16 protein-coding genes and 1 tRNA gene are annotated in these 23996 nt (G+C 73.0%); 8 read left to right on the top strand and 9 right to left on the bottom strand.

The window, feature by feature from the left end; translation table 11 throughout:
- Window positions 1-23: 23 nt before the first annotated feature.
- Window positions 24-686 carry a TetR/AcrR family transcriptional regulator gene (locus IE182_RS23615; RefSeq protein ID WP_190111915.1) on the bottom strand — a complete coding sequence of 221 codons (663 nt, stop codon included), beginning with the start codon at window positions 684-686 and terminating at the stop codon, window positions 24-26.
- Window positions 687-958: 272 nt separating this feature from the next.
- Here IE182_RS23615 and IE182_RS23620 point away from each other — a divergent pair, with 272 nt between their 5' ends.
- The 4 genes from IE182_RS23620 to recQ all read left to right on the top strand — a co-directional run bounded on the left by IE182_RS23620 (window position 959) and on the right by recQ (window position 6732).
- On the top strand, window positions 959-2239 hold the full coding sequence (locus IE182_RS23620; protein WP_190111916.1) for a M6 family metalloprotease domain-containing protein: 1281 nt from the start codon (window positions 959-961) through the stop codon (window positions 2237-2239).
- Window positions 2240-2348: 109 nt separating this feature from the next.
- A tRNA-Arg gene (locus IE182_RS23625) sits at window positions 2349-2421 on the top strand.
- 138 nt (window positions 2422-2559) lie between these two features.
- Entirely contained in the window at window positions 2560-4596 is a 2037-nt protein-coding gene (locus tag IE182_RS23630) for a restriction endonuclease (protein WP_190111917.1), read from the top strand.
- A 72-nt stretch (window positions 4597-4668) separates the two neighbouring features.
- On the top strand, window positions 4669-6732 hold the full coding sequence (gene recQ, locus IE182_RS23635; protein WP_190111918.1) for a DNA helicase RecQ: 2064 nt from the start codon (window positions 4669-4671) through the stop codon (window positions 6730-6732).
- Window positions 6733-6819: 87 nt separating this feature from the next.
- On the opposite strand, the gene IE182_RS23640 is transcribed toward recQ, so the two are convergent.
- The 4 genes from IE182_RS23640 to IE182_RS23655 all read right to left on the bottom strand — a co-directional run bounded on the left by IE182_RS23640 (window position 6820) and on the right by IE182_RS23655 (window position 13292).
- Entirely contained in the window at window positions 6820-7473 is a 654-nt protein-coding gene (locus IE182_RS23640; protein ID WP_190111951.1) for a class F sortase, read from the bottom strand.
- Window positions 7474-7656: 183 nt separating this feature from the next.
- Complete coding sequence (locus IE182_RS23645; protein ID WP_190111919.1) at window positions 7657-8232, bottom strand: GVDTG sorting domain-containing protein; 576 nt, start codon at window positions 8230-8232, stop codon at window positions 7657-7659.
- A gap of 279 nt (window positions 8233-8511) precedes the next feature.
- On the bottom strand, window positions 8512-10389 hold the full coding sequence (locus tag IE182_RS23650; RefSeq protein ID WP_190111920.1) for a DUF8823 domain-containing protein: 1878 nt from the start codon (window positions 10387-10389) through the stop codon (window positions 8512-8514).
- Between the two features lie 164 nt (window positions 10390-10553).
- Window positions 10554-13292, bottom strand: a complete 2739-nt coding sequence (locus IE182_RS23655) for a D-alanyl-D-alanine carboxypeptidase (RefSeq protein WP_190111921.1) — start codon at window positions 13290-13292, stop codon at window positions 10554-10556.
- Window positions 13293-13558: 266 nt separating this feature from the next.
- Here IE182_RS23655 and IE182_RS23660 point away from each other — a divergent pair, with 266 nt between their 5' ends.
- The 3 genes from IE182_RS23660 (at window position 13559) to IE182_RS23670 (ending at window position 16072) form a co-directional block, all read left to right on the top strand.
- Entirely contained in the window at window positions 13559-14323 is a 765-nt protein-coding gene (locus IE182_RS23660) for a GOLPH3/VPS74 family protein (protein WP_190111922.1), read from the top strand.
- A 486-nt stretch (window positions 14324-14809) separates the two neighbouring features.
- Window positions 14810-15682, top strand: coding sequence for a helix-turn-helix domain-containing protein (locus IE182_RS23665; RefSeq protein WP_190111923.1), 873 nt, complete (start codon window positions 14810-14812; stop codon window positions 15680-15682).
- A 186-nt stretch (window positions 15683-15868) separates the two neighbouring features.
- Window positions 15869-16072 (top strand): DUF397 domain-containing protein, encoded by a 204-nt coding sequence (locus IE182_RS23670; protein ID WP_190111924.1) that lies wholly within the window; start codon window positions 15869-15871, stop codon window positions 16070-16072.
- 187 nt (window positions 16073-16259) lie between these two features.
- On the opposite strand, the gene IE182_RS23675 is transcribed toward IE182_RS23670, so the two are convergent.
- The 4 genes from IE182_RS23675 to IE182_RS23690 form a co-directional block, all read right to left on the bottom strand.
- Window positions 16260-17387, bottom strand: a complete 1128-nt coding sequence (locus IE182_RS23675) for an ADP-ribosylglycohydrolase family protein (protein ID WP_190111925.1) — start codon at window positions 17385-17387, stop codon at window positions 16260-16262.
- Complete coding sequence (locus tag IE182_RS32200; RefSeq protein WP_229845049.1) at window positions 17380-18657, bottom strand: DUF8017 domain-containing protein; 1278 nt, start codon at window positions 18655-18657, stop codon at window positions 17380-17382. The genes IE182_RS23675 and IE182_RS32200 overlap by 8 nt, the downstream gene beginning before the upstream one ends.
- Before the next feature lie 77 nt (window positions 18658-18734).
- A complete protein-coding gene (locus tag IE182_RS23685) occupies window positions 18735-21332 on the bottom strand; it encodes a bifunctional FO biosynthesis protein CofGH (RefSeq protein WP_190111926.1) in 2598 nt (865 codons plus the stop codon).
- 113 nt (window positions 21333-21445) lie between these two features.
- Window positions 21446-22303: a TIGR03619 family F420-dependent LLM class oxidoreductase gene (locus tag IE182_RS23690; RefSeq protein ID WP_190111927.1), complete on the bottom strand. Its 858-nt coding sequence runs from the start codon at window positions 22301-22303 to the stop codon at window positions 21446-21448.
- Between the two features lie 178 nt (window positions 22304-22481).
- On the opposite strand from IE182_RS23690, the gene IE182_RS23695 reads away from it, so the two are divergent.
- On the top strand, window positions 22482-23996 hold the full coding sequence (locus IE182_RS23695; protein WP_190111928.1) for a CehA/McbA family metallohydrolase: 1515 nt from the start codon (window positions 22482-22484) through the stop codon (window positions 23994-23996).

Raw genomic sequence — 23996 nt, forward strand, 5'->3', positions numbered from 1 at the left:
CCTAGCTGAGTGGAGGGTGGTGACTACCGGTGGGACGGATCGTCGGCGGAGGAGGGGAACTTGCGGCGCAGGTCCTCCAAGGTCGCGGGCGATCCGGGAAGTTGTGAACGGGCGGGCGCCATCAGTCCGTCCAGGAACAGCTGCAGGTGCCGGTGCACGAACTGGTCGAAGTCCATGCAACCGGTGTCCGGCAGCGGCCTGGTGAGCTGGGTGATGGCCACCATGAGGTCTCCGATGGCGATGTCGGTCCGCAACTGCCCGGACGCCCGGGCGTCGGTCATGACCGCCTCGATCGCGCTTTCCAGCCGGTCGCGAGCCTCGACGTGGTCGGGGTGCTCCTTGTCGATGCCCTCGGCGAGCAGGGGGCAGAGCGCCCCGATCCGCTCGTCCGCCGCGGCATGGACGAAGCGCCTCAGCGCCAGGAAAGCATCGGGCTCCTCGATTCGTGCCCGCTCGGCCTGGTCCGCGATGCGGGCCATGACCGAGAGGGTGACGTGATGGATCAGCTCGCGGCGGTCCGCGAAATGCCGGTACAGCGTGGCATTCCCGACCCCGGCGCGTCGAGCGATTTCATCGAGCGAGGATTCGGCCCCGTGTTCGACGAGCGCCTCGCGGGCGGCCGCGACGATGCGCTCGCGGTTGCGCAGGGCGTCGGCGCGGAGGCGGGGCTGCGGCGTTGCTGCCATGGGCGACGCTCCTTCCGTGAGGTCTCGGAGTAATCGGGGAAGGTCTCCCCGTTTGACAGTGACGCTCACTTAAACGGGGACGATGTCCCCGGAAATTTCGATTCCGCGCGTGACGTGCCTCACAGGCGCCGACGGGCGGCGCGGGCCGTCATCCGGACGGCGGCCGACGCCGCCATCTGCCGCATTCCAGGACGCGTCCGCGCGCGGAACGGCAAAGGCTGAAGGGAGCGCGGCCCGGGGCAGTCGGCCGCCCCGCCCCGGAGGTGACCGGCATGAGACCCCTGACCAGCGCAGCCGTCGCCGCCGTCGCGGCCACCGCCTTCGTCGCCGCCTCACCCGCCCCGCCCTCGCAGGCGGGCGAGACGGAACCCTCGCACGCCGACCGCGCCGCCGGCCTGCCCTTCCCCGGCCGGTCCCCGGCCGGCCCCTGCGCCCTGCGCACCCTGACCCGCAACGTCTCCGAAGGGGCCCGGACGCCGAACGGCTACGCCCGTTCCAGCGGCACGGTGCGGGCGGTCACCTTCTTCATCGACTTCCCCGACGCCCCGGCGCGCATCAGCCCCCGGCAGCGGTACGCCGAGTTCTTCCCCGCCGTCGCACAGCACTACCGCAAGAGCTCTTACGGACGCCTGGAGTACCGCTCCACCCCCGTGGCGCGCTGGATCCGCATGTCGCGCCCGTACCGCTCGTACGGGATCCGGCGCGGCGCGACCTTCGACCCCAACCGCGACGACGGCTACCACGCCATCGCCAAGGAGATCGTCGCCGCCACCGACTCCTTCGTCGACTTCCGCCGCTACGACCTGATCAACGTCCTGGCCAGCCCCGAGGCGGGGCCGCCCGCCATCCGGGACGTGCGCTCGGTGACCTTCGCCGGTGCCTCCACCGGCCTGGACACCCGCGACGGCGTACCGTTCCGGAACGTCTCCTTCATCTGGAGCCGGCAGACCGGCGACAGCCCCTACCGCGTCCTCACCCACGAGAACGCCCACAGCTTCGGCCTGCCCGACCTCTACGCCGCGGACCAGGGCCGGACCGGGCGGACCCCCGTCGGCCACTGGGACCCCATGGACGAGGACTGGGGGCCCTCCAACGACTTCCTCGCCTGGCACAAGTGGAAGCTGGGCTGGCTCTCCCCCGCCCAGGTCCGCTGCCTGCCCCGGGCCGGCACCCGCACGGTCACCCTGACCCCCACCTCGGGCCCCGGCGGGGTCAAGCTCGCCGTCGTCCCGCTCTCCCGCACCCGCGCGATCACCCTCGAAGCCCGGGCCCCCGGCCCGCTCGACCACGCCGTCTGCCGCCCCGGCGTGCTCGTCACCACCGTCGCCTCCGACCTCGCCTCGGGGTCCGGCCCCGTCCGCGTCTCGGACGCCACCCCCGGCAGCGCCGGCTGCTACACGAAGGACCCCAACGTCACCCCCGGCCTCACCGACGCCCCCTACCGCACCGGCCAGCGCTGCTCGGCCGCGGGCGTCACCGTCGACGTCCTGGGCCGGACCCCGTCCGGCGCCTGGCGCGTGTCCGTCACCCGGGACCGCGACACGGGGGCGTGACGCGCGACACCGGGGCGTGACGACGGCCTTTCACCAAGCCTGCTACCGGCGCAGCGGCACCCGCTAGACTGTCCGCGGTGGCGCCGCCCGCAGGGGCTCGGCGCCTCCCGCCTCCGTAGCTCAGGGGATAGAGCACCGCTCTCCTAAAGCGGGTGTCGGCAGTTCGAATCTGCCCGGGGGCACAGCTGCGAGAGCCCTTCCGTGATGTTGCGCGGAGGGGCTCTCCGGTTTCGGGGAGATCTGTGCCGTGGTGATCGTTTTGTCGGCGGGGGCGACTAAAGTCGGCAGGGCACCGCAGTCGTTGGGGGAGGAACGTATCCATGAGCCGTCACTCCGGCGGACTGATCGGCATATGGGCCGAAGCCCAGCGGCAGCAGCAGCGGCAGCACGAGGCCCGGCAGCGGGCGGCGGCGCAGGCGGCGCGCGAGCAGGAGCGGCAGCAGCGCGCGCACGAGCGGGAGATGGCCCGCCAGGACCGTGCGCAGCGCCAGGCGTACCGGACGGCCCGCGAGGCGGAGGCCCGGCGGCGGACCGAGGAGTTGGAGGCACGGGTGGCGGCCCTGGAGGGGCTGCTGGCCGCGGGATGCCGGGCGCCGGCGTTCACCACCGCGGCGCTCACCCGGTCCGAGCAGCTGCAGCCGTTCGACCCCGGGCACCTCGGACAGCCCGTTCCCCTGCCCGACCCGGGCCGCTACGGCCACGCCGGCAGGCCGCAGTTCGAGCGCGACTGGTACGCCGCACAGGCGGCCGAGAACGAGCGCATCGCCCAACTCGACGCCTACCGCCGCCAGTACGACCAGTGGGCCTCGGCAACCCTCGCCGAGATACGCCGGCACAACGCCGGCGTCTCGGAGATGGTCGCCGCGCTGCGCGCGGGCGACCCGGACGCGGTCGTGGAGTACTTCTCCGCCGCGCTCTACGCCTCCGGCGGCTGGCCCGACGACTTCCCGCACCGCATAGCGGCCGCCTACGACCCGGCCGCCCGGCAGCTGGTGCTGGACTGGGAGCTGCCCGGCTTCGACGTCGTCCCGGAGACGAAGTCGGTGCGCTACATGGTCACCGCCGACGAGCAGAAGGAGGTCGCCCGGCCGGTCACCCAGCGCCGCGGCGTCTACCGCGACGTCCTGGCCCAGTGTGTCCTGCTGGCGCTGCACGAGCTGTTCGCCGCGGACGTCTTCGGGGCCCTGGAATCGGTGACGCTCAACGGCTTCGCCGACGAGCACGACCCCGCCACCGGGCGGCCCGCGGAGATCTTCCTCGCCGCCGTCACCGCCCCTCGCCCCGCCTTCGCCCAGCTGCACCTGGAGCAGGTGAGCGCCGTCGAGTGCCTCACCGGAGCGCTCGGCGGGCAGCTGTCCGCCCGGCCGGACCAGCTGGCCGCCGTACGGCCGGGCCGCCGGCCCGGCGACGTCGGCCGGGGCGTCGTCTCGCACGGCGGGGAGGACGACCCCGACCTCTTCGAGATGGACCCCATCGCCTTCGAGGCCCTGGTCGCCGAGCTCTTCCGCGCCCGCGGCATGCAGGCCGTGATGACCCAGCGCTCCAACGACGGCGGCGTGGACGTCGAGGCCCTGGACCCGGACCCGATCAGCGGCGGCCGGATCATCGTGCAGGTCAAGCGGTACCGCAAGACCGTGCCGCCGACCGCCGTCCGCGACCTCTACGGCACGGTGCAGGGGGCGGGGGCCAACAAGGGCGTGCTGGTGACGACTTCCGGTTTCGGACCCGGTTCGTACGCCTTCGCCAACGGCAAGCCGCTGACCCTGGTCTCCGGCGAGGAACTGGTCGAGCTGCTGGCGCAGCACGGGCTGCGCGGGCGGCTGGGCGGCGGCGCGGCGCGCCGGAACCGTTCCGGTGCCGCCGCCCCGGCCGACGACCACAACCTGCTGGGCATGTCCTGGTCGGGGGGCGTCGCCCTCGACGTCTGCGCGCTCGTCTGCAACGGCTCGCGGGTCCTCAGCGACGATCACTTCGTCTTCTACAACAATCCCCGCACCCCCGACGGCTCGGTGCGCACGGCCGAGCCCACGCTCACCGACCGGGCCGCGCTGCGGGTCGCCTTCGAGGCGCTGCCGGCCGGCGCCGACCGGCTGGTGCTGGTCGCGGCCATAGACCCGGCGGTCGACCCGGACGCCGACCTCTCCCTGTTCACCGACGCCCGCATCCGGCTGACGGACGCCGCCGGCGGCGAGGTGGGACAGCTGGAGGTGTCCGACGGGCGGCCGGGCGAGACGGCGCTGGTGCTCGGCTCCTTCCGCAAGCGGACGAGCGGCGACTGGGACTTCGTGATCGGCGGCAAGGGGTACGCGGGCGGGCTGGAGGCGCTCGTGCGCGAGTACGGCATCGAGGTCGCCTGACCGGGCCGCCGGTTCCGGACGTTGTTGCTTGATCCACCCGGGCCTGTCGGTGGCGGCTCGTAGACTTCTTCAATGGCCGACGACCCCACACAGAGCACAGCGGAGATCAGCACCGCCGGCGACGCCCTGAGCTGCCTGCGGCGCGTCTTCGGGTACGACGCGTTCCGCGGCGACCAGGAAAAGATCATCGATCATGTCGTCGGCGGCGGTGACGCGCTCGTCCTGATGCCGACCGGTGGCGGCAAGTCGCTGTGCTACCAGATCCCCGCGCTCGTCAGACCCGGGGTCGGCGTCGTGATCTCCCCGCTGATCGCGCTCATGCAGGACCAGGTCGACGCCCTGCGGGCGCTCGGCGTGCGGGCCGGCTTCCTGAATTCGACGCAGGACCTGGACGAGCGGCGGATGATCGAAGCCGAGTTCCTGGCCGGGGAGTTGGACCTCCTCTACCTCGCCCCGGAGCGGCTGCGCGTGGACGCCACGCTGCGGCTGCTGGAGCGCGGCAAGATCTCCCTCTTCGCCATCGACGAGGCGCACTGCGTGGCCCAGTGGGGGCACGACTTCCGGCCCGACTACCTCGCCCTGTCCGCGCTGCACGAGCGCTGGCCGCAGGTGCCGCGCATCGCGCTGACCGCGACCGCCACGGACGCGACGCGCACCGAGATCGCGGCCCGGCTGAACCTGAACGAGGCGCAGCACTTCGTCGCCAGCTTCGACCGGCCGAACATCCAGTACCGCATCGCGCCGAAGAACGACCCGAAGAAGCAGCTGCTGGAGCTCGTGCGCACCGAGCACGCAGGCGACGCGGGCGTCGTGTACTGCCTCTCGCGCAGGGGCGTGGAGGACACCGCGGCGTTCCTGGCCCAGCACGGCATCGAGGCGCTGCCGTACCACGCGGGCCTGGACGCCCGGACGCGCGCCGCCAACCAGGCGCGGTTCCTGCGCGAGGACGGCATCGTGATGGTCGCCACGATCGCCTTCGGCATGGGCATCGACAAGCCCGACGTGCGCTTCGTGGCCCACCTGGACCTGCCCAAGTCGGTCGAGGGCTACTACCAGGAGACCGGCCGCGCCGGGCGGGACGGGCTGCCGTCGACGGCGTGGCTGGCGTACGGCCTCCAGGACGTCGTCCAGCAGCGGAAGATGATCGACGGCTCGGAGGGCGACGACGCGCACCGCCGCCGGCTGGCCACCCACCTCGACGCCATGCTGGCGCTGTGCGAGACGGTCGAGTGCCGCCGGGCGCAGCTGCTGGACTACTTCGGCCAGCGCAGCGCAGGGTCCTGCGGCAATTGCGACACGTGCCTGACGCCGCCGGTCACGTGGGACGGCACGGTGGCCGCGCAGAAGTTCCTCTCCACGGTCCTGCGGCTGGCCCGGGAGCGGCGGCAGAAGTTCGGCGCGGGCCAGATCATCGACATCCTGCTGGGCAAGAAGACCGCGAAGGTCATCCAGCACGACCACGACGGCCTGACCGTCTTCGGCATCGGCACGGAGCTGAGCGTCGCGGAGTGGCGGGGCGTGGTGAGGCAGCTGCTGGCGCAGGGCCTGCTGGCGGTGGAGGGCGAGTACGGCACGCTCGTGCTCACCGACGCCAGCGGTGAGGTCCTGGGCTCCCGCCGCCAGGTCCTGCTGCGCCGCGAGCCGGAGAAGCCGGCCCGCGCGGCGAGGAAGACGTCCGCTGCGGGCTCCTCCCGGCGTGCGGCCCCCGCCGACCTGCCGCCGTCGGCCGTGCCCGTCTTCGAGGAGCTCCGCGCCTGGCGTGCCGCCACCGCGAAGGAACAGGGCGTCCCGGCCTACGTCATCTTCCACGACGCCACCCTGCGCGAGATCGCGACGGCCCGGCCGTCGTCGCTGTCCGAGCTGTCGGGCATCAGCGGCGTGGGCGAGAACAAGCTGGCCAAGTACGGCGAGCAGATCCTCACCGCGCTGGGGGCCCTGCCCCCCGCCCAGGAGGAGACCTCGGCGCCGGCCCCGTCGGCCGCCCCGTCCTCCCTGCCGACGCCGTCCTCGCCGTCGGCCCCGGCGCCCGCGAGCGCCCCGGTGCCGGCACCCCGCCAGAGCCCGGACGAGCCCCCGTGGCCCGACGAGGAGCCGTCCTGGGCGGACGAAGAACCCCCGTGGGAGGACGACTTTTAGCCCGAGCGGCCCGGGGGCCGGGGCTTAGGGCGAGGGGACTGGGGGCCGGCTGGGGCCAGGGACCGGGGCAGCGGCGTTCCCGCCCCCCTAGTCCCCCATCACCTGCGGAGTCATCCGCACGGCCGCCAGGTGCGCGTACACCACCACGTTCCCCAGGTACGCGTCGTCCTCCTGCGAGAACCCGCCCCCGCAGGTGATCACCCGCAGCTCCGCCCGCCCCTGCGCGGCCCCGTACACCCTTTCCGACGGGAAGCGGTCCCGCTCGTAGACCTCGATCGCGTCGATGGCGAAGACGGCGGTACGGCCGTCCTCCCGCGCCACCTCCACCTCGTCACCCTTCTTCAGCGCACCGAGGTTGTAGAAGACCGCCGGCCCGCTCTCCGTGTCCACGTGGCCGGCCACGACCGCCGTTCCGGCCGCGCCGGGTGCGGTGCCGCCCGCGTACCAGCCCGCCAGGTTCCGGTCCCCCTCGGGAGGGCTCGCGAGGCTGCGGTCCGGCAGCAGGCCGAGCGGCATCAGCGGCGCATCGACCCGGACGGCCGGGATCCACACCCGCGTCGGAGCGGCGGGCGGCAGCGGCGGCACGGACCGCGCACGCCGCGCGGTGGCCAGGAGCGGCTCGCCCGGCGAACCGAACGCCTCGGCCGCCGACGGCTGGGGCGGCGGCGCCTGGTCCTTCGCGCCGTGCTCGATGAGCCAGCTCCCCGCCAGGAGCACCACCGCCAGCACCACGGCGATCACGGTCTTGTGCCGCGACTCCCGCGCCTGCCGCACCACGTGCGCCGGCTGCGGCGGATACGACGCGCGCGTCAGCGACCCGCGCAGGAAGGCCCGCACCACGCCCGGACCGTCCCCGGTCCCCGGACGCAGGGCACGCGTCCGGGGACCGAGGGGCGGACCGGCGGGCACCGGAACGGTCCTCGGTCAGACCTGGTTGCGGCGTCGCAGGAACCAGGCACCGGCGACCGCAGCCGTGGCCAGGACGGCCGCACCGGCCACGATCTCGACCGTCCCCGAGCTGTCGCTCGTGCCGCCGACACCGGTCTTCATCCCGCCCATGGGCGGCGAGGCCGGCGTGCTCGGCATCGCACTCGGCTTCGCACTCGGCACGGCGCTCGGCATGGCGGAGGGCGAGGAGGAGCCGCGGCCGGCGGTGACGACCAGGTCGCCCGTGGCCTCCTTGCCGTTGTCGCACTTGGCGCCGATGCCGTACGTACCGGGCTTGGCCGCCTCGGGCACCATGAACTGGCCCACCGCGTCCTCCTTGTGCGTGCCGGGCCTGAGCTCGAAGGACGCCGGGCCGCCGACGGCGCTGGCGTCACCCGTGCCGTGGCCGTCGGAGCCGCAGGCGGTGGTGTTCACCGTGACCGTCGCGCCCGGCCGGACGCTGCTCGGACTCATTTCCAGCTTTCCGAAGGTGTCGGCGAGCGCGGGGGCGTACGGCAGCCCCAGCGCCGCTATGGCCAGGACGGCCCCGGTGAGCACTCGTGCAGTACGCATGCTTCCTCCGTGAGCGCGGACGCGGCACGCCGATGTGCCGCAGCAGGTGTCGGAATCCCGCGCTCCTCACTGCCGAGCGAAACCGCGTTCCGGCCGTCGCGCACCCCGGCGGACCATGGGACGGACCGCGCCCGACCGGCGCATGGAGAGCCGAACGGGCAGGTCATGCCGGGTGGCGCGAGATCATCCGTCCGGCCCTGCCCGAAGACGACGAACGGGTGACCGAGAGGCTACCCTCGGTCACCCGTTCGTCGGTGTGCGCCGGCCGTCCGGTCCCGGCTAGTAGGCCAGGTCGTCAGGGCACCCCGTGCCCCGCGGCAGCTTGTACGGCGCCGCGATCCGGTACATCCCCGGGTGCGGCGCCCGCAGCAGCGTCCAGTCGTCCTCCGGCTCGCCGTCCTTCGGCGGCTGCACCTGCTTCGCCAGGCAGCCGTTGACGTTGATCGCCGGCTGCCCGGCCGGCCCCGTCCGCGGCGGCTGCACGGCCTTGCCCGACTTGTCGATCAGGCCCAGCCACGGCGAGTACGGGATGCGGATGAGCACCGGCCCCGCCTTCTTCACCGTGATCTTCAGCTCGCCGGCGTCCGCGTGCTCCACGACCGCCGGCGGCTCGGCCAGCGGCGTGGGGTCCTTCACCTCGTACAGCCGCCAGTTGGCGTCGGACCAGATCTCGCGCAGGTACGGCAGGCCCTGGCCGACCAGCCTGGCCTCCTCGACGGCGGCGTTGTCGGGCTCATCGGTCGGCAGCACCACGTGGTGCACCGCCCAGCGGCTGAGCCAGGCGCGGTAGCTGGCCGGGGTGAGCTTGCCCTCCTCGTAGAAGAGCGGGTTGCGCTTGAGGTCCGCCTGCCGGTTCCAGCCGCGCGCGAGGTTCACGTACGGGGACAGGGCCGACGCCTCGCGGTGGCTGCGCGCCGGTACGACCTCGACGCGGCCGCGCCGGGCGTCCGCCTGCTGGAGCCGGTCCACGAGGGGGGCTATCTCGCGCGCCCAGGAGGCGGCCGGAGTGGTGTGCACGATGTCGCTGATGGAGTTGGCGGCCTGCCAGATGGTGATGGTCAGCACCGCGAGCACGGCCGCGGTCCAGGCGCGGCCCCGGCGCAGCAGCTCGGCCCGCTCCGGCTTCTTCTTCTCCGTCAGCACGGCGACCAGCACCACACCGCCGAAGACCATGCCGAGCCGGGAGATGTTCGTCCCGATCTGCGAGGGGATCAGCCAGACCAGCAGCACGCCCAGCGAGTAGAGGGCCGAGGCGATCCGGACCGTGCGCCAGGTGCGGGGCGTGAACGTCATGCCGAAAACGCCGGCCAGGAGCGGCAGGATCACCGACGCCCACGACATCGGCTGCTGCCCGGAGAACGGGAACAGCCACGCCGACAGCCCGACCACCAGCACCGGGGTCACCCCCAGCGCGTACGCCGCCGGACGGCGCCCGCCCACCCAGAGCGCGGCCGCCACGATGCCCACGTACAGGCCCGCCACCGGGCTGGACGCCGTCGCCAGGCCCGCCATCACCGCGGCCAGCGCGGCCCGGCCCCAGCGGTACTTGCGCTGCGTGCGCCACCGCACCGGCCACGCGAAGATCGTGGCCACCGCCGCCAGGCCGAACATCATGCCGAGCCCGAAGGTCACCCGGCCGGAGATGGCGTTGCAGGTCAGCGCGAACGCCCCGTACAGCGCCGGCCACAGCGGCCGTCGCACCACCCGGCTGCGCACCAGCAGCAGGGCGATCAGCCCGGCCGACAGCGTGCCCGCGATCATCATCGTGGTCCGCACGCCCAGCTGCGCCATCAGGTACGGGGAGATCACGCTGTACGAGACGGGGTGCATCCCGCCGTACCAGGCGAGGTTGTACGCCGAGGCCGGGTGCTGGAGCGCGAACTCCGCCCACGCGTCCTGGGCGGCCAGGTCGCCGCCGCTGTTCGCGAACAGCATCACCCACACCACGTGCAGCACTGCTGCGACGAAAAGGGTGACCGGCACGGTCCCGGTGAGCACGCGGCCGCGGCCGCCACGCCGGTGGCCGGGCACCACCGCCCACGACGGCCGGCGCCAGGCCGGTTTCGCGGCGCCCACCGCGGTGGTCGCTTCGGCCTGCGCCGGTTCTCTGTCTGCTTCTCCCGGCTGTCCGGCCCGCGCCGGCCCCACGGTGGTCACTGCGGCTCTCCCCGTCTTCCCCCTAGGTTCTACTCCCCCATCTTCACGCATGCCCGCACCGTTGCGGGCATCCCCGCGGTCCCGGCGCCCCCGGCCCGCGCTCCTGCGCACGGGCCGGGAGCCCCGCCGACGGACCGGCCGTCGGCGGGACGCAGGGCCGGACGTCAGCCCAGGCGGCCCAGCTTCGCCCCGAACGAAGGCTCCGCCAGCGCCGACTTCAGCGCCACCGGCACCTTGACCGCGTCCGCGCCGCTGCCCACGGTCAGCTCGCCGATCTCCGTACCGGCCTTCGCCGAGTGCGGGATCTTGCGACCACCGGCCGACAGTGTGAACTTCGTCGCGAAGCCGGGCCAGCCGGCCGCCACGACGTCCTTCGTGGCCACGACCGGCGTCCGGCCGCCGAGACCGTCGTCCACGCGGCCGACGACGTCGCCCTTCTTCACGACGGTGGTCGTCTGCATGGCCTTCTGGATGGCCGTCATCTGGAGGTAGCTCTTGTCCTTGACCTTCTTCAGGCTGTTCTCCGCGTTGGGGTCCAGGCCCTTGAAGTGGATGTCCATCGTGGCGCCGACGATCAGGTACTCCTTGCCGTCGAGCACCCGCCGCGCCGCCCACATCAGCGCGCCGCCGGCCGCGCTGCTGGAGCCCGTCTTGATGCCGAGGACACCGGTGCCCTTCACCAGCAGCGTGTCGTTGTTGTTGTTGATGTGCGGGCCGCCGGGGATGTCGGCGTTGGGCTGCTGGGTGATCTCCCGGACGACCGGGTTCTTGATCATCACCTCGGCCAGCTTCACCTGGTCCACGGCCGTGCTCTTCGTCGTGGCCGTCAGACCGCTGGGGTCGGTGTAGGTGGTGTTGGTCATGCCGAGTTCCTTGGCGGCGTCGTTCATCTTCTTGACGAACGCGTCCTCGGCACCGTTGGTGTCCCACCGGGCGAGCAGGCGGGCGATGTTGTTGCCCGACGGGATGAGCAGCATGCGGAGCATGTCGTACTCGGAGAACTCCTGGCCCGCCCTGACCTTCGCCGTCGACTCGCCCTCGGCGTTGGACTCCTTCTCCGCCGCCTCGTCGACCGTGATCTTGTTGCTGGTCTTGTCCCCCTTCTTCAGGGGGTGGTCCTTCAGGATCACGTAGGCGGTCATGACCTTGGCGACACTGGCCGTCGGCACGGGCTTCTGCGGGCCGTACGTGCCCACGTCACCGGCGCCCACGACCTTGGCCGCGGACTGGCCCTCCCCGGGCCACGCGAAGTCGGGCTTGCCGCCCCCGAACACGTACTCCTTCTTCGACCCCAGCGACAGCGTCGGGTCGGGCAGCGGGCGGAACGCCTGGACCGCCATGAAGATGATCAGGAGCAGCACGACGAGCGGCGTCCAGATCTTCACTCGGCGCATCGCCGTGCGCACCGGGGTCTCCGGCGGCGGCGGGGTGTTCGTCAGCTGCGCGAGCAGGTCGAGCGGCGCGGCGGGCCGCCCGGGCCCACCGTCCGCCGCGGCGCCCGCGCCCGGCTGGCCGGGGAAGGGCGTCTGCTTGGTGCGCTCGGCCCCGTCCGTTCCGGCGGGCGCCTTGGGCGGCGTGACGGAGACGGGGATCGCGGGCTTGGCGGGCGCCGCGGGCTTGGCGGCGGACGCGGCCGGCTTGGCGGACGTCGCCGGCTTGGCGGCGGACGTCGCCGGCTTGGCGGACGCGGCCGGCTGACCGGCGGCCGGCTTGGCCGGGGCGTCGTCCTTCAGCGGCACGAACTGGCTCTTGCGCGCCTGACCGGCCTTCGGAACGGCGGCCGGGTCCGGAGCCTTGAGCAGCTCGGTCGGCTGGTCGCCGGCATCGGCCTCGGCGGGGGCGCCGGCCTTGGGCCGCACGGCCTTGAACACGGCGGTCGGCTGGTCGCCGGCCGGCGGCTCGTCACCGGCGTCGGCACCGGCACCGGCCTTCGACGGGCTGCCGGCCTTGCCGGACGCGTGGTCACCCTCGCCGGCCTTGGGCCGCACCGCCTTGAACACGGCGGTCGGACGATCGGCGGCGGGCTTCTTGTCCGCTCCGTCCGCCTTGTCCGACGCCTCGTCACCCTCGGCAGCCTTGGGCCGGACCGCCTTGAACACGGCGGTCGGCTGGTCACCGGTCGGCGGCTCGTCACCGGCATCGGCGTCGGCACCGGCGTCGACATCGGCCTTCGACGGGCTGCCGGCCTTGCCGGACGCCTCGTCACCACCGGTGGCCGCCGGACGGTCGGCGGCGGACTTCTTGTCCGCTCCGCCCTTCTTGTCCGACGCCTCGTCACCAGCGCCGGCCTTGGGCCGCACGGTCTTGAACACGGCGGTCGGCTGGTCGCCGGCAGCAGGCTCCTCGGCCGCGTCCGCCGACTTCCCGGCCTTGCCGGACGCCTCGTCACCATCGGTGGCCGCCGGGCGGTCAGCAGCCGGCTTCGCGGCGGCAGAGCCCTCGGCGGACACGTCCGCGCCGCCGGTGGGCTTCTTCTGCGCCGTACCGGCCCCGGACGGGCCGTCCGCGTCCTCGGCCTCGTCCTCGTCGGCGCTCGCCACCCAGGCCGCCACGGCGGCCTTCAGCCGGGCGTCGCCCTTGCCGTCGGTCCGGCCGTTGCCGTTGGCGCCGGCCTTCGCCCCAGCCGGCTCCGCCTTTGCATCCGCACCCGCAGGCGCATCCGCACCGGCCTCGGCTTCGGCGGTCGTGTCTCCCGCCGGCTCCGCCTCCGCCTCGTCGGCCTTCGGCCGTACCGTGCGGAAGACAGCCGTAGCCCGGTCGCCGCCTTCGCGGCCCTCGGCCGCGTCGGTCTTCACCGGTTCCCGTACGACCCCGAGCCTCGGGTCGCGTTCACTGCCCGTCGTGCCGGTCGTCTCCCCCGACGACTTCAGCTGCTTCGACTTGTCGGGGGACTCGCCCGCCACCGATGCCTCCTCGAATTTCCCGCACCATACGCCGAGGCGGGGCAGCGACAAGCCACCCCGCTGACCGATTCTCTCAACGTCTTACCAGTGTCCGCTGTCGCCCTCGCGACAAGGCGCGACCATACGGTCATAGGGCGTTGTGTGCCTTCACCCACGTGCAAGACGAGACGACATACCTACCGGTTCCCACCCGAAGCCACCACGCACTCTCGACAGACCAATGTGAGAGGGGTCACCCTGTCACTCATCCACGCGGGGAGGCATGGATGGGCAGGAGCCGCAGAACAATTCCGGAGGAGCTTCTGCTGCTGGCCCTGGACCCGGCCACGGGTACCACGGCGCAGCCGCAGTCGCTCGACCTCGGTCTTGCCGGAGCGCAGCTAGTGGAGCTGGCTCTGGCCGGACGGATAGCCCCAGACGGGGATCGTATCGCCGTGGTGCACCCACGGCCGACAGGAGATCCGACCCTGGACACCGCGCTCGAACTGCTGCGCCGCCGCGGCAGCCCGGTGCGGGCCGTCCACTGGATCGGCGGGCCCCGGCTGGGGCTGCGTCAGACGTATCTCACGCACCTGGAGCGGTGCGGCATGGTGCATGCCGTGGCGGGCCAGATGTGCGGGGTGCTTCCCACCACGCGCTACCAGGCGACCGACACCACCATCAGCCGGGAGATCCGGGCCCGGCTGGACAGTGCGATCCGCACCGGCGTGCCGCCGGACCCGCGGACCGCGGCGCTCGCCGCCCTGGCGCACGCCGTCGGGCTGGGCAAGCACTTGTACCCGGGCAACGAGGGACGGTCGTCACGGTCCCGGCTCCGGGACCTGATCCGGCACGACCCGATGGGCGGGCTCGTGGCGCACGCGGTGATGGACGTGCAGAACGGCGTCGCCGCCCAGCCGCGGCGGGCACCGGCCGCCGCCGGGCCCCAGGGCAACGGCGGTTCCGGTCGCAGGGCGGCGGCCGTGCGGGCTCCGGCGGAGGCCGCCACGGCGCACCACGGCGGCGTGATGGCCCGCGCGGGCGCTTCGTGAAACGGTTCGGCACCCGCACCGCCGACGGCGTCCGTTAAGCCCGCGGGCACGCGAGCGCCTCAGCACGGCAGCACAGACAGCACAGACACGGCGGTACAGGCACGGCAACGAGCACATCAGCAAGAACGGCACGGCACAGGACAGGCACCGGCGCAGGCCGTGTGCCGGCACTGAAGCACCACCCTCCGCTCCGTCAGACCGCACCGCAGTCCCCACACCGGTTCGGGAGCCGCAGCACCGCGCGGGGTGGTGGACCGACCCGTCCCGGACGGTGGCCGGCCCACCACCCCGCGCACGCATGCCCGCGCACGGATATCCACGGGTCGCGCCCGCGCGCGAGCGTACGTACATCGACTACGCCAGTCGCGCACAAGTGCCAGGCATGGGAAGCCGACTTGGTATAAGCATTTTCCAGCGCCGCCCTGGTGAGTGGTGGCAGGCTGCGGAGCAGTAGACAGCAGCATGACGGAGCCGGAGGTGCCTCCCGTGGCGTCCAGTGTCAACCCCACCGTACGGCGGCGCCGATTGGGGCAGGAGCTGCGCAAGCTCCGGGAACTCAAGGGCATGACCGCCGAGGAGGTGGCCGAGCGGCTACTGGTCTCGCAGTCGAAGATCAGCCGGCTGGAGAACGGCCGCCGCAGCATCAGCCAGCGCGACGTCCGCGACCTGTGCAGCGTGTACGGCGTCGAGGACCACCGCATCGTCGATTCGCTGATGCAGATGGCCAAGGAGTCGCGTCAGCAGGGCTGGTGGCACGCCTTCGGCGACATCCCGTACAGCGTCTACATCGGTCTGGAGACCGATGCCGCGTCCCTGCGCGTGTACGAGGCGTCGCTCGTGCCGGGCCTGCTGCAGACGCCGAACTACGCCAGCGCCGTGACCGAGGGCTCGTGGCCGGAGGCCACGGCGGCCGACGTCGAGCGGCGCGTCCAGGTGCGCATGCGGCGCCAGGAGCGGATCACCGATCCGGAGAATCCGCTGCGGCTGTGGGCGGTCATCGACGAGTCGGCGCTGCGCCGGATCGTCGGCAACAACTCCATCATGCGCGAACAGATGGAGCACCTGGTGGAGTTCAGTATGCAACCGCACATCACCGTGCAGGTGCTGCCCTATTCCGTGGGCGCACACCCGGGTATGTACGGAAAGTTCTCCATTCTCGAATTCCACGACCCCCAGGACGCGAGCACGGTCTATCTGGAGGGAATCACCAGCGACCTCTATCTGGAGAAGCCGAATGACGTCCAGGCGTACAGCGTGATGTACGAGCACCTGCGCATGCAGGCGCTCAACGCGGAGGACTCGCGGCGGTTCATCCTGCAGGTCGCCGAGGACTGGGCGAAGGCGGCCGCCCACTCCTGAGGGCCGGCGGAGCGGCCGCTGCCGTGCGGGGGCGGAACAGTACACCCCCGGCACCCGGCAGGGAAGGCGTAATGCATATATGCCATCCGGTCGAGTGAAGCGCCAATTCATCTGGTGATGTTGGCGCGTAACGTCGGTCGCACCTCGGGAAACCGGCGTTAGCAACTCACATGCATCGGAGCAATCATGGCGATTCAGCAGGGTAAGACCACGTGGCAGAAGTCCTCCTACTCGCTGGCCAACGGCGACTGCGTGGAGGTCGCCTCCCCGGTTCAGCAGTCCATCGCGGTCCGTGACTCCAAGGCCGTCCAGGGTCCGTCCCTCGTCTTCACCCCGGAGTCCTGGTCCGCGTTCGTGGCGATCGTCGACGACGGCAGCCACGCTCTCTGACCACTGACCCGACTGCGGATCGCCCGGCAACGGCGATAGCACCGCCGCCGTATCGATACACCCGCACAGAGCCCTCTCGCCTGGTCCCGCCGTCCCGGCCGAGAGGGCTCGGTCGTGCCCGGCCCGGACCCGGCCCGAACCGGGCCTGGGACGGCGGCCCGGGCCCGGGCCTGCGGGCGTCGCACCGCTACGAGCGCGGGTAGCGCTCCAGCCAGGCCGCCGAGTGACCGCCGGGGCCGTGCAGCGAGGGGCCGTGCGTGAGCTCCATGGCGAAGTCGTCGGCGAGTTCGAGGATCGTCGCCCGGCCCTCCAGTTCGGCCACCCAGCCCGGCGGCAGCGCGGTCTCGCCGTGCAGCGCACCGAGGAGGTTGCCGCAGATGGAGCCCGTGGAGTCGGAGTCGCCACCGTGGTTGACGGCGAGCAGCAGGCCGTGGCGTACGTCCTCCGCGACGAGCGCGCAGTACAGGCCCATCGCCAGGGCCTCCTCGGCCACCCAGCCCTCCCCCAGCGACCGGACGCGCTCGGGCGTCGGTACGCCCTGCCGCACGGCGACGAGGGCCATGCGCAGCGCCTCGGTGGTCTCCTCGTGGCCGGGGCGGGAGGCCAGCAGGGGCAGGGTGCGGTGGACGGCCGACTCCAGCGCCTCGCCGCGCATCACGCCGTGCACGGTGGCCGCGAAGGCCGCCGCCGCGAGGTAGCCGGAGGGGTGGCCGTGCGTCTGGGCGCCGCATTCGGCGGCCAGCTGGAAGACGGCCTGCGGCTCCCAGCCCGTCAGCAGTCCGAACGGCGCGGAGCGCATGACGGCGCCGCACCCCTTGGACCCGGGGTTCTTGGGCGCCTCCAGGGTGCCCATCGCCTCGTCGGCGAGGCCGCCGAGGCAGGCGTTGCCGGGCGCCCGCCGGGCGTACAGCCACTCCTGACCTGCGAGCCAGCCGGCGTCCGGCACCCGCTCGTCCGGGCCCCAGCCGCGCTGGGTGGCAGCCCAGCGCAGGTGGGCGCGGTGGACGTCGGCCGCCGGCTGCCAGACGCCGGTGGAGCGGCGCACCTGGGCCCGGATGAGCCCCTCCGCCGTGAAGAGCGTCATCTGGGTGTCGTCGGTGACGGCGCCGCGCCGCCCGTAGGCCGGCACGTAGTCGGTCACGCCGGACGGCCCGTGAGCGGCGCGGATCGCCTCCAGCGAGTCGAATTCGATCCCGGCGCCCAGCGCGTCCCCGATCGCCCCGCCCAGCAGGCAGCCGCGCACCCGGCTGCGGAAGTCCTGCTGTCCGGCCCTGCCCCAGGGGACGTGGCCGGCGGGCCCGGGCCCGTCAGCCATCGGACTTCTTCGCCGGGCGGACCGTGTTCATGATCTTGTCGATCTGCTCGGTGGACAGCGCGTCCGGCACGCCCTGGTCGGCGTAGAGGACCCAGCCGTGGAAGGTGCCGTCGGGCATCTTCTGGGCGATGCTCTTGACGATCGCGGTGGGCGGCACGCAGGGGCTCGGCCGGTTCTTGACCGTCACCTTGGCGGTGGCGGTCCAGCCGTCGATCCCGTTGTGCTTCCACTCCTTCTCGTCCGTGATCTGGATCTCGGGCTTGTTGTCCTTGCCGCCGTAGGCCATGAAGCCCCAGTTGCCCGCCCAGTTGCGGGCGTTCGTCTTGAGGTCGCCGTCCGTGCCGCCGCCGGTGGTGCCGACGGTGGCGAGCTGGCCCGAGCCGGCCTCGCCGATGGAGTCGGGGTTGGCCTTCGACGAGCAGCCGCCCTCACGGAAGTTGGAGGCGCCGGTCATGACGACGACCGGCTTGCCGTTCTCGGTGTAGGAGATGGCGGTGTCGGTCGGGTAGACCTTCCACTTGTCGTCCTTGGACGGCACGTCGTACTGGAAGAAGTGCTCCTCCCGCAGCTGCGTCTGCCATCCGGCGACCATCGGCTGCGCGCCCGCCGGGCTCGGCCGGCCGCTGCCCTCGGGGGCCGGCTTGTCCTGTCCGCCCTGACCGGGGGCGGCCGGTGCCTGGGAGCTGCCGGGCTTGTCGGCCTTCTTCTCGTCCTTGTCGTCACCGCCGTTGAGCAGGAACACCGCGCCGCCGCCGATGACGGCCAGCGCCACGACGCCGCCGATGACGGCGAGGAGCGTGGTGTTCTTCTTCGGCTGCTGCTGCGGCGCCGCCGGCGGCTGGCCGTAGGCCGGGGTCTGCCCGTACGCCGGGTTCTGACCGTACGCCGGGTTCTGACCGTACGCGGGGGCCGCGCCGGGCGGCGTCATGCCCGGCTGCGGGGCAACGCCCGGCCCGGGGAAGGGGCCGGGCGCGGGCGGCGGGGGCGGCGGCATGCCGGGGCCGCCCGCCGGACCCGGGGCGGGCGGGGGCGCCGGCACGGCCGGCTGCGAGAGGACCGTGGGCTGCGCGTGCCCGGGACCGCCCGCCGGCGGGGTCTGGGCGGGCGGCGGCGAGGGCACCGCCGGCTGGGAGACGACGGTGGGCTGCGCGTGCCCCGAGCCGTCCGGGCCCCACGTGGGCGCCGGCCCGAAACCGCCCTGCGGCGGCGTCGGCGGGTTCTGCGGCTGCTCGGGCTGCTGCGGCTGCTGAGGGTTCTGGGGCCAAGACATGCGGGACACCCTATGCGCCGCCCGTCGCCTCCGGATCGGGGCCAGGCGACAGAACGGCAACACTTGTGCGATAAGCGTCAGTCGCTCTCCACGACCGGCAGCAGCGCCGGCAGATGGCCGTCCGAGGCCAGTGCCGCCTCCTGCCGCTCCTTCGGCACCTCTCCGTACGTCGTCGTCCGCGCCCGGGCCGGGCGGCCCGCCGCCTCGGCTATGGCGACGAGGTCCTGGACCGAGCGGTACGAGCCGTAGGAGGAGCCCGCCATGCGGGAGATGGTCTCCTCCATCAGCGTGCCGCCGAGGTCGTTGGCGCCGGAGCGGAGCATCTCCGCCGCCCCCTCGGCACCCAGCTTGACCCAGCTCGTCTGGATGTTGGGGATGTGCGGGTGCAGCAACAGCCGGGCCATGGCCGTGACGGCGCGGTTGTCGCGCATCGTCGGGCCGGGCCGGGCGATGCCGGCCAGGTAGACGGGCGCGTTGGTGTGGATGAACGGAAGGGTGACGAACTCGGTGAAGCCGCCCGTCTCCTGCTGGATCTCCGCCAGCGTGCGGAAGTGGCCCAGCCAGTGCCGCGGCTGGTCCACGTGCCCGTACATCATCGTCGAGGACGAGCGGATGCCCAGCTCGTGCGCGGTCCTGATGACCTCGACCCAGGTGGCCGTGGGCAGCTTGCCCTTGGTGAGGACCCAGCGGACCTCGTCGTCGAGGATCTCGGCGGCCGTCCCCGGGATGGAGTCCAGTCCGGCCTCCTTGGCGGCGGCCAGCCACTCGCGGATGCTCATGCCGGTGCGGGTGGCGCCGTTGACGACCTCCATCGGCGAGAAGGCGTGCACGTGCATGCCCGGCACGCGCTCCTTCACCGCCCGCGCGATGTCGAAGTAGGCCGTGCCCGGCAGGTCGGGGTGGATGCCGCCCTGCATGCACACCTCCACCGCCCCGACGTCCCACGCCTGCGCGGCGCGGTCGGCGACCTGGGACAGCGACAGGGTGTACGCGTCGGCGTCCGTGCGCCGCTGGGCGAAGGCGCAGAAGCGGCAGCCGGTGTAGCAGACGTTGGTGAAGTTGATGTTCCGCGTGACGATGTACGTGACGTCGTCGCCCACCACGTCGCGCCGCAGGTCGTCGGCGATGCGGCACAGGGCGTCCAGGGCCGGGCCGTCGGCGTGCAGCAGGGCGAGTGCCTCGGGGTCGGTGAGCCGGGTGGGGTCGTCGGCGGCCTGCTTCAGCGCCTGGCGCACGTCGGCGTCGATGCGCTCGGGCACCATGCCGGGGGCGGCCGCCTCGCGCAGCGCGTCCCAGTCGCCGTACACCTCGTCGAAGTCGTCGCGCCGGTCGCCGGTGCGGCCCTCGGTGTCGATGGTGCGGTGCAGCTCCGTGCGGCCCGAGGGGACGAAGACCTCCTCGGGCTCCTGCCAGGGGCGGCCCTCCACCACGGCGTCCTCGCGCGCCAGGCCCGTCTCCGGGTCGGCCAGCGCCCGGACGTGCGGCAGCAGCCGGGGGTCGAGCCAGGGCTCGCCGCGCTGGATGAATTCCGGGTAGACGCAGAGGCGTTCCCGCAGGCTGAAGCCGGCCGCGGCGGACCGTTCGGCCAGCTCCTCGATCTGCGGCCAGGGGCGCTCGGGGTTGACGTGGTCCGGGGTGATCGGGGAGACGCCGCCCCAGTCGTCGATGCCGGCGCCGATGAGCCGCGCGTATTCGTCGTCGACGAGGTTGGGCGGGGCCTGGAGGCAGGCGGAGGGGCCCATGATGTGCCGGGCGACGGCGACGGTGGCGACCAGCTCGTCCAGCTCGGCGTCCGGCATGCCGCGCATCGCCGTGTCCGGCTTGGCGCGGAAGTTCTGCATGATGAGCTCCTGGATGCCGTGGTAGGCCCGGGAGATGCGGCGCAGGGCGAACAGCGACTCGGCGCGCTCCTCGTACGTCTCGCCGATGCCGAGCAGCAGTCCGCTGGTCAGCGGAACGGAGCTGCGGCCCGCGTCCTCCAGGTGCCGCAGCCGGACGGCGGGCTCCTTGTCGGGCGAGCCGTAGTGCGGGCCGCCGGGCTCGCTCCACAGCCGGGTGGCGGTGGTCTCCAGCATCAGGCCCATGGACGGGGACACCGGCTTGAGGCGCTGGAAGTCGGTCCAGGTCATGATGCCGGGGTTGAGGTGCGGCAGCAGCCCCGTCTCCTCCAGGATGCGGATGGAGATGGCCCGTACGTACGCGATGGTGTCGTCGTACCCGGCGGCCTCCAGCCATTCGCGGGCCTCGGGCCAGCGCTCCTCGGGCTTGTCGCCGAGCGTGATCAGCGCTTCCTTGCAGCCCAGTTCGGCGCCGCGGCGGGCGATGTCCAGGACCTCGTCGGGCGACATGAACATCCCGTGCCCGGCGCGGCGCAGCTTGCCGGGCACGGTGGCGAAGGTGCAGTAGTGGCACTTGTCGCGGCACAGCCGGGTGAGCGGGATGAAGACGCTCTTCGAGTACGTGATGACGCCGGGGCGGCCGGCCGCTTCCAGGCCGGCGTCGCGCACCCGGGCCGCGGACGCGCACAGGTCCGTCAGGTCGTCGCCCCGGGCCTGGAGCAGCACGGCGGCCTCGGCGACGTCCAGCGCGACGCCGTCACGGGCGCGCTTGAGCGCACGCCGCATGGCATTGGCGGTCGGTGCAGCCTGTCCGGGTCGCGGTGCGCTCGAAGTCATTGCACGAGCATACGAGCGGACACTGACACCGCCAGGTACTGGAAGCTTCGGTTCCGTGTGCCTCTCATCACGTCATACGGAGGCACCCTCCGGCCTCTTGCCGGAGCGTCGGCCTACAGGAATTCGGCGTGCGCGTCCAAGGCCCGCAGCACCTCGGCCTCCGGCGCGGACGGCAGCGCCACGACGAGCTCCTCGATGCCCAGACCGGCGTAGTGCGCGAGCTTGCCGGCCGACGGGTGCACGGCGTACGGCACGACGTCCGGCTCTCCGGGCCGCCCCGCCTCCGTCCACACCCGGCGCAGCTCGGGCAGCGTCTCGCGCAGCCCGCTGCCGCCCACCGGCATCCAGCCGTCCGCGTACTCGGCGATGTGCGCGAAGAGCTTCGGCCCGGCCGTTCCGCCGATCAGCGTGCGCGGCCCGACCAGCGGCTCCGCCCCCTTGCGCTCGCGCGGTGGATGCACGGGCTTGGGATGCGCCCAGCTCGCGCCGACGGCGTCGAACTCACCCTCGTAGGCCGTCGGTTCCCCGGACCACAGCGCCCTCATCAGCGCCATCCGGTCGCGCACCAGTGCGCGACGGGTGCTCCACTCCACCCCGTGGTCGGTGGCCTCCTCCACGTTCCAGCCGTAGCCGATGCCGAACGTGAACCGGCCACCGCTGAGGAAGTCGAGGGTGGCCACCTGCTTGGCCAGCACGATCGGGTCGTTCTGGGCGACCAGTGCCACGCCCGTCCCGACCACGATCCGGTGCGTGACCGCGGCGGCCTGCGCCAGCGCGACGAACGGGTCGACGGCACGTCCGTACTCGGGCGGCAGCGGGTCGCCCGTCGGCGCCGGCGTGTCACGGCTGACCGGGATGTGGGTGTGCTGCGGCAGGAAGAGCCCGGCGAAACCGCGCTGCTCCAGCTCGCGGGCCAGCCGTACCGGGCTGATCGTCTCATCGGTGAGGAAGATCGTGGTGGCGATGCGCATGCGGGGGCACCTCCGTCGTGGCGTGGGACCACGGTATGCCCTGCGGTTCCACTTTCGCCCCCGCGACAAACAACCGACACACAACAGACGGACACACGGCCGACGGCACACGTTCCGCTGTGCGCCACCCGGGCGTACAACAGTGTCGCCGGGACACCTGCGAAGGGGGCACGGGCCGATGCACCGACGCGACGTACTCGCCGTGACGGCTGTCGCCGGGGCGGCATGTGTGCTTAACCTCGAAGGCGTGAGCTTCGCCCGCCCCGGTGGCCCGGAACGGGCCGGCGGCGAGGAGACCCGCAGGGTCACCGGCCGGCTGCCGGCCGGTGCTCCGGACTTCGTCCACCTCCCCGTGGAAGTACCGCCCGGAGTCCGCGAGATCGCCGTCGCGTACACCTACGACAGGCCGGCCGTCCCCGCGGGCACCTTGGGCAACGCCTGCGACATCGGCATCTTCGACGAACGCGGCACGGAGCTGGGCGGCGCCGGCTTCCGGGGCTGGTCCGGGGGTGCCCGCACGGAGTTCGCCATCAGCGCCGAACGGGCCACGCCCGGCTACCTCCCCGGCCCCGTGCGCCCCGGCACCTGGCACGTCGTCCTCGGCCCGTACACCGTGGCACCGCAGGGCATGGCCTACGAGGTCACGGTCACCCTGCGGTACGGGGCCCGGGGCGTGCCACCACGGCCCGTGTACCCGCCCCAGCGCGCCCGGGGCCGGGGCCGCGCCTGGTACCGCGGCGACAACCACCTGCACAGCGTCCACTCCGACGGCAAGCGCACGCCGGCGGAGATCGCCGCCGCGGCCCGCGCCGCCGGTCTGGACTGGATCACGACGACGGAGCACAACACCACCTCCTCGCACGCCGCGTGGCAGGGCCTGTGGGGCGACGACCTGCTCGTCCTCACCGGGGAGGAGGTCACGACCCGCAACGGTCACGTCCTGGCCCTGGGCACCGACCCGGGCGTGTTCATCGACTGGCGCTACCGGGCCCGCGACGACGCCTTCCCGCGTTTCGCCGGCAGAATCCGGCAAACGGGCGGACTCGTCGTCCCGGCCCACCCGTACGGCACCTGCGTCGGGTGCAACTGGAAGTTCGGTTTCGACGAGGCGGACGCGGTCGAGGTCTGGAACGGCCCGTACACCCCGGACGACGAGATGGCCGTCGCCGCGTGGGACGCCCTGCTCGTGGCCTCCACCCGTTCCGGGGACCGGCGCTGGCTGCCCGCCATGGGCAACAGCGACGCCCACCGCGAGCCGCAGACCGTCGGCCTCCCCCAGACGGTCGTCCTGGCCGAGGACCTCTCCCGCCCCGCCCTGCTGGCCGGCATCCGGGCCGGCCGCAGCTGGATCGCCAAGTCGGCCGCGGTCGGCCTGTCCTTCACCGTCACGGGCGGCCGTGGCGAACACGCGGGCATCGGCGAGCGGCTGGCCGTCGACGACGACACGGAGGTCACGGTGCGGCTGGACGTGACGGGCGTGCCGGGCTGCGCGGCGTCCCTCGTCACGGACCAGGGCCGGGTGCTGACCGTCCCCGTCCCCGCGGACGGCCGCGTGGAGTGGCGCACGACCCCCGCCCGCTCCGCGTACGTACGGGCGGAGGTCCGGCACCCACCGGCCGACGGCGCCCCGGCCGACCTGCCGGGGGCGATGGCCGCGCTGACGAACCCGGTGTTCCTGGGGCGTCGGCGGTGA

The organism is Streptomyces cinnamoneus (assembly GCF_014650495.1).
GTDB lineage: Bacteria > Actinomycetota > Actinomycetes > Streptomycetales > Streptomycetaceae > Streptomyces > Streptomyces cinnamoneus.

Excerpts from the sequence above, each read along its gene's own strand:
- IE182_RS23620 (WP_190111916.1), top strand. The coding sequence starts at position 959 with ATGAGACCCCTGACCAGCGCAGCCGTCGCCGCCGTCGCGGCCACCGCC.
- IE182_RS23630 (WP_190111917.1), top strand. The coding sequence starts at position 2,560 with ATGAGCCGTCACTCCGGCGGACTGATCGGCATATGGGCCGAAGCCCAG.
- IE182_RS23690 (WP_190111927.1), bottom strand. The coding sequence starts at position 22,303 with ATGCGCATCGCCACCACGATCTTCCTCACCGATGAGACGATCAGCCCG.
- IE182_RS32200 (WP_229845049.1), bottom strand. The coding sequence starts at position 18,657 with ATGTCTTGGCCCCAGAACCCTCAGCAGCCGCAGCAGCCCGAGCAGCCG.
- IE182_RS23675 (WP_190111925.1), bottom strand. The coding sequence starts at position 17,387 with ATGGCTGACGGGCCCGGGCCCGCCGGCCACGTCCCCTGGGGCAGGGCC.
- recQ (WP_190111918.1), top strand. The coding sequence starts at position 4,669 with ATGGCCGACGACCCCACACAGAGCACAGCGGAGATCAGCACCGCCGGC.
- IE182_RS23660 (WP_190111922.1), top strand. The coding sequence starts at position 13,559 with ATGGGCAGGAGCCGCAGAACAATTCCGGAGGAGCTTCTGCTGCTGGCC.
- IE182_RS23695 (WP_190111928.1), top strand. The coding sequence starts at position 22,482 with ATGCACCGACGCGACGTACTCGCCGTGACGGCTGTCGCCGGGGCGGCA.
- IE182_RS23645 (WP_190111919.1), bottom strand. The coding sequence starts at position 8,232 with ATGCGTACTGCACGAGTGCTCACCGGGGCCGTCCTGGCCATAGCGGCG.
- IE182_RS23685 (WP_190111926.1), bottom strand. The coding sequence starts at position 21,332 with ATGACTTCGAGCGCACCGCGACCCGGACAGGCTGCACCGACCGCCAAT.
- IE182_RS23615 (WP_190111915.1), bottom strand. The coding sequence starts at position 686 with ATGGCAGCAACGCCGCAGCCCCGCCTCCGCGCCGACGCCCTGCGCAAC.
- IE182_RS23670 (WP_190111924.1), top strand. The coding sequence starts at position 15,869 with ATGGCGATTCAGCAGGGTAAGACCACGTGGCAGAAGTCCTCCTACTCG.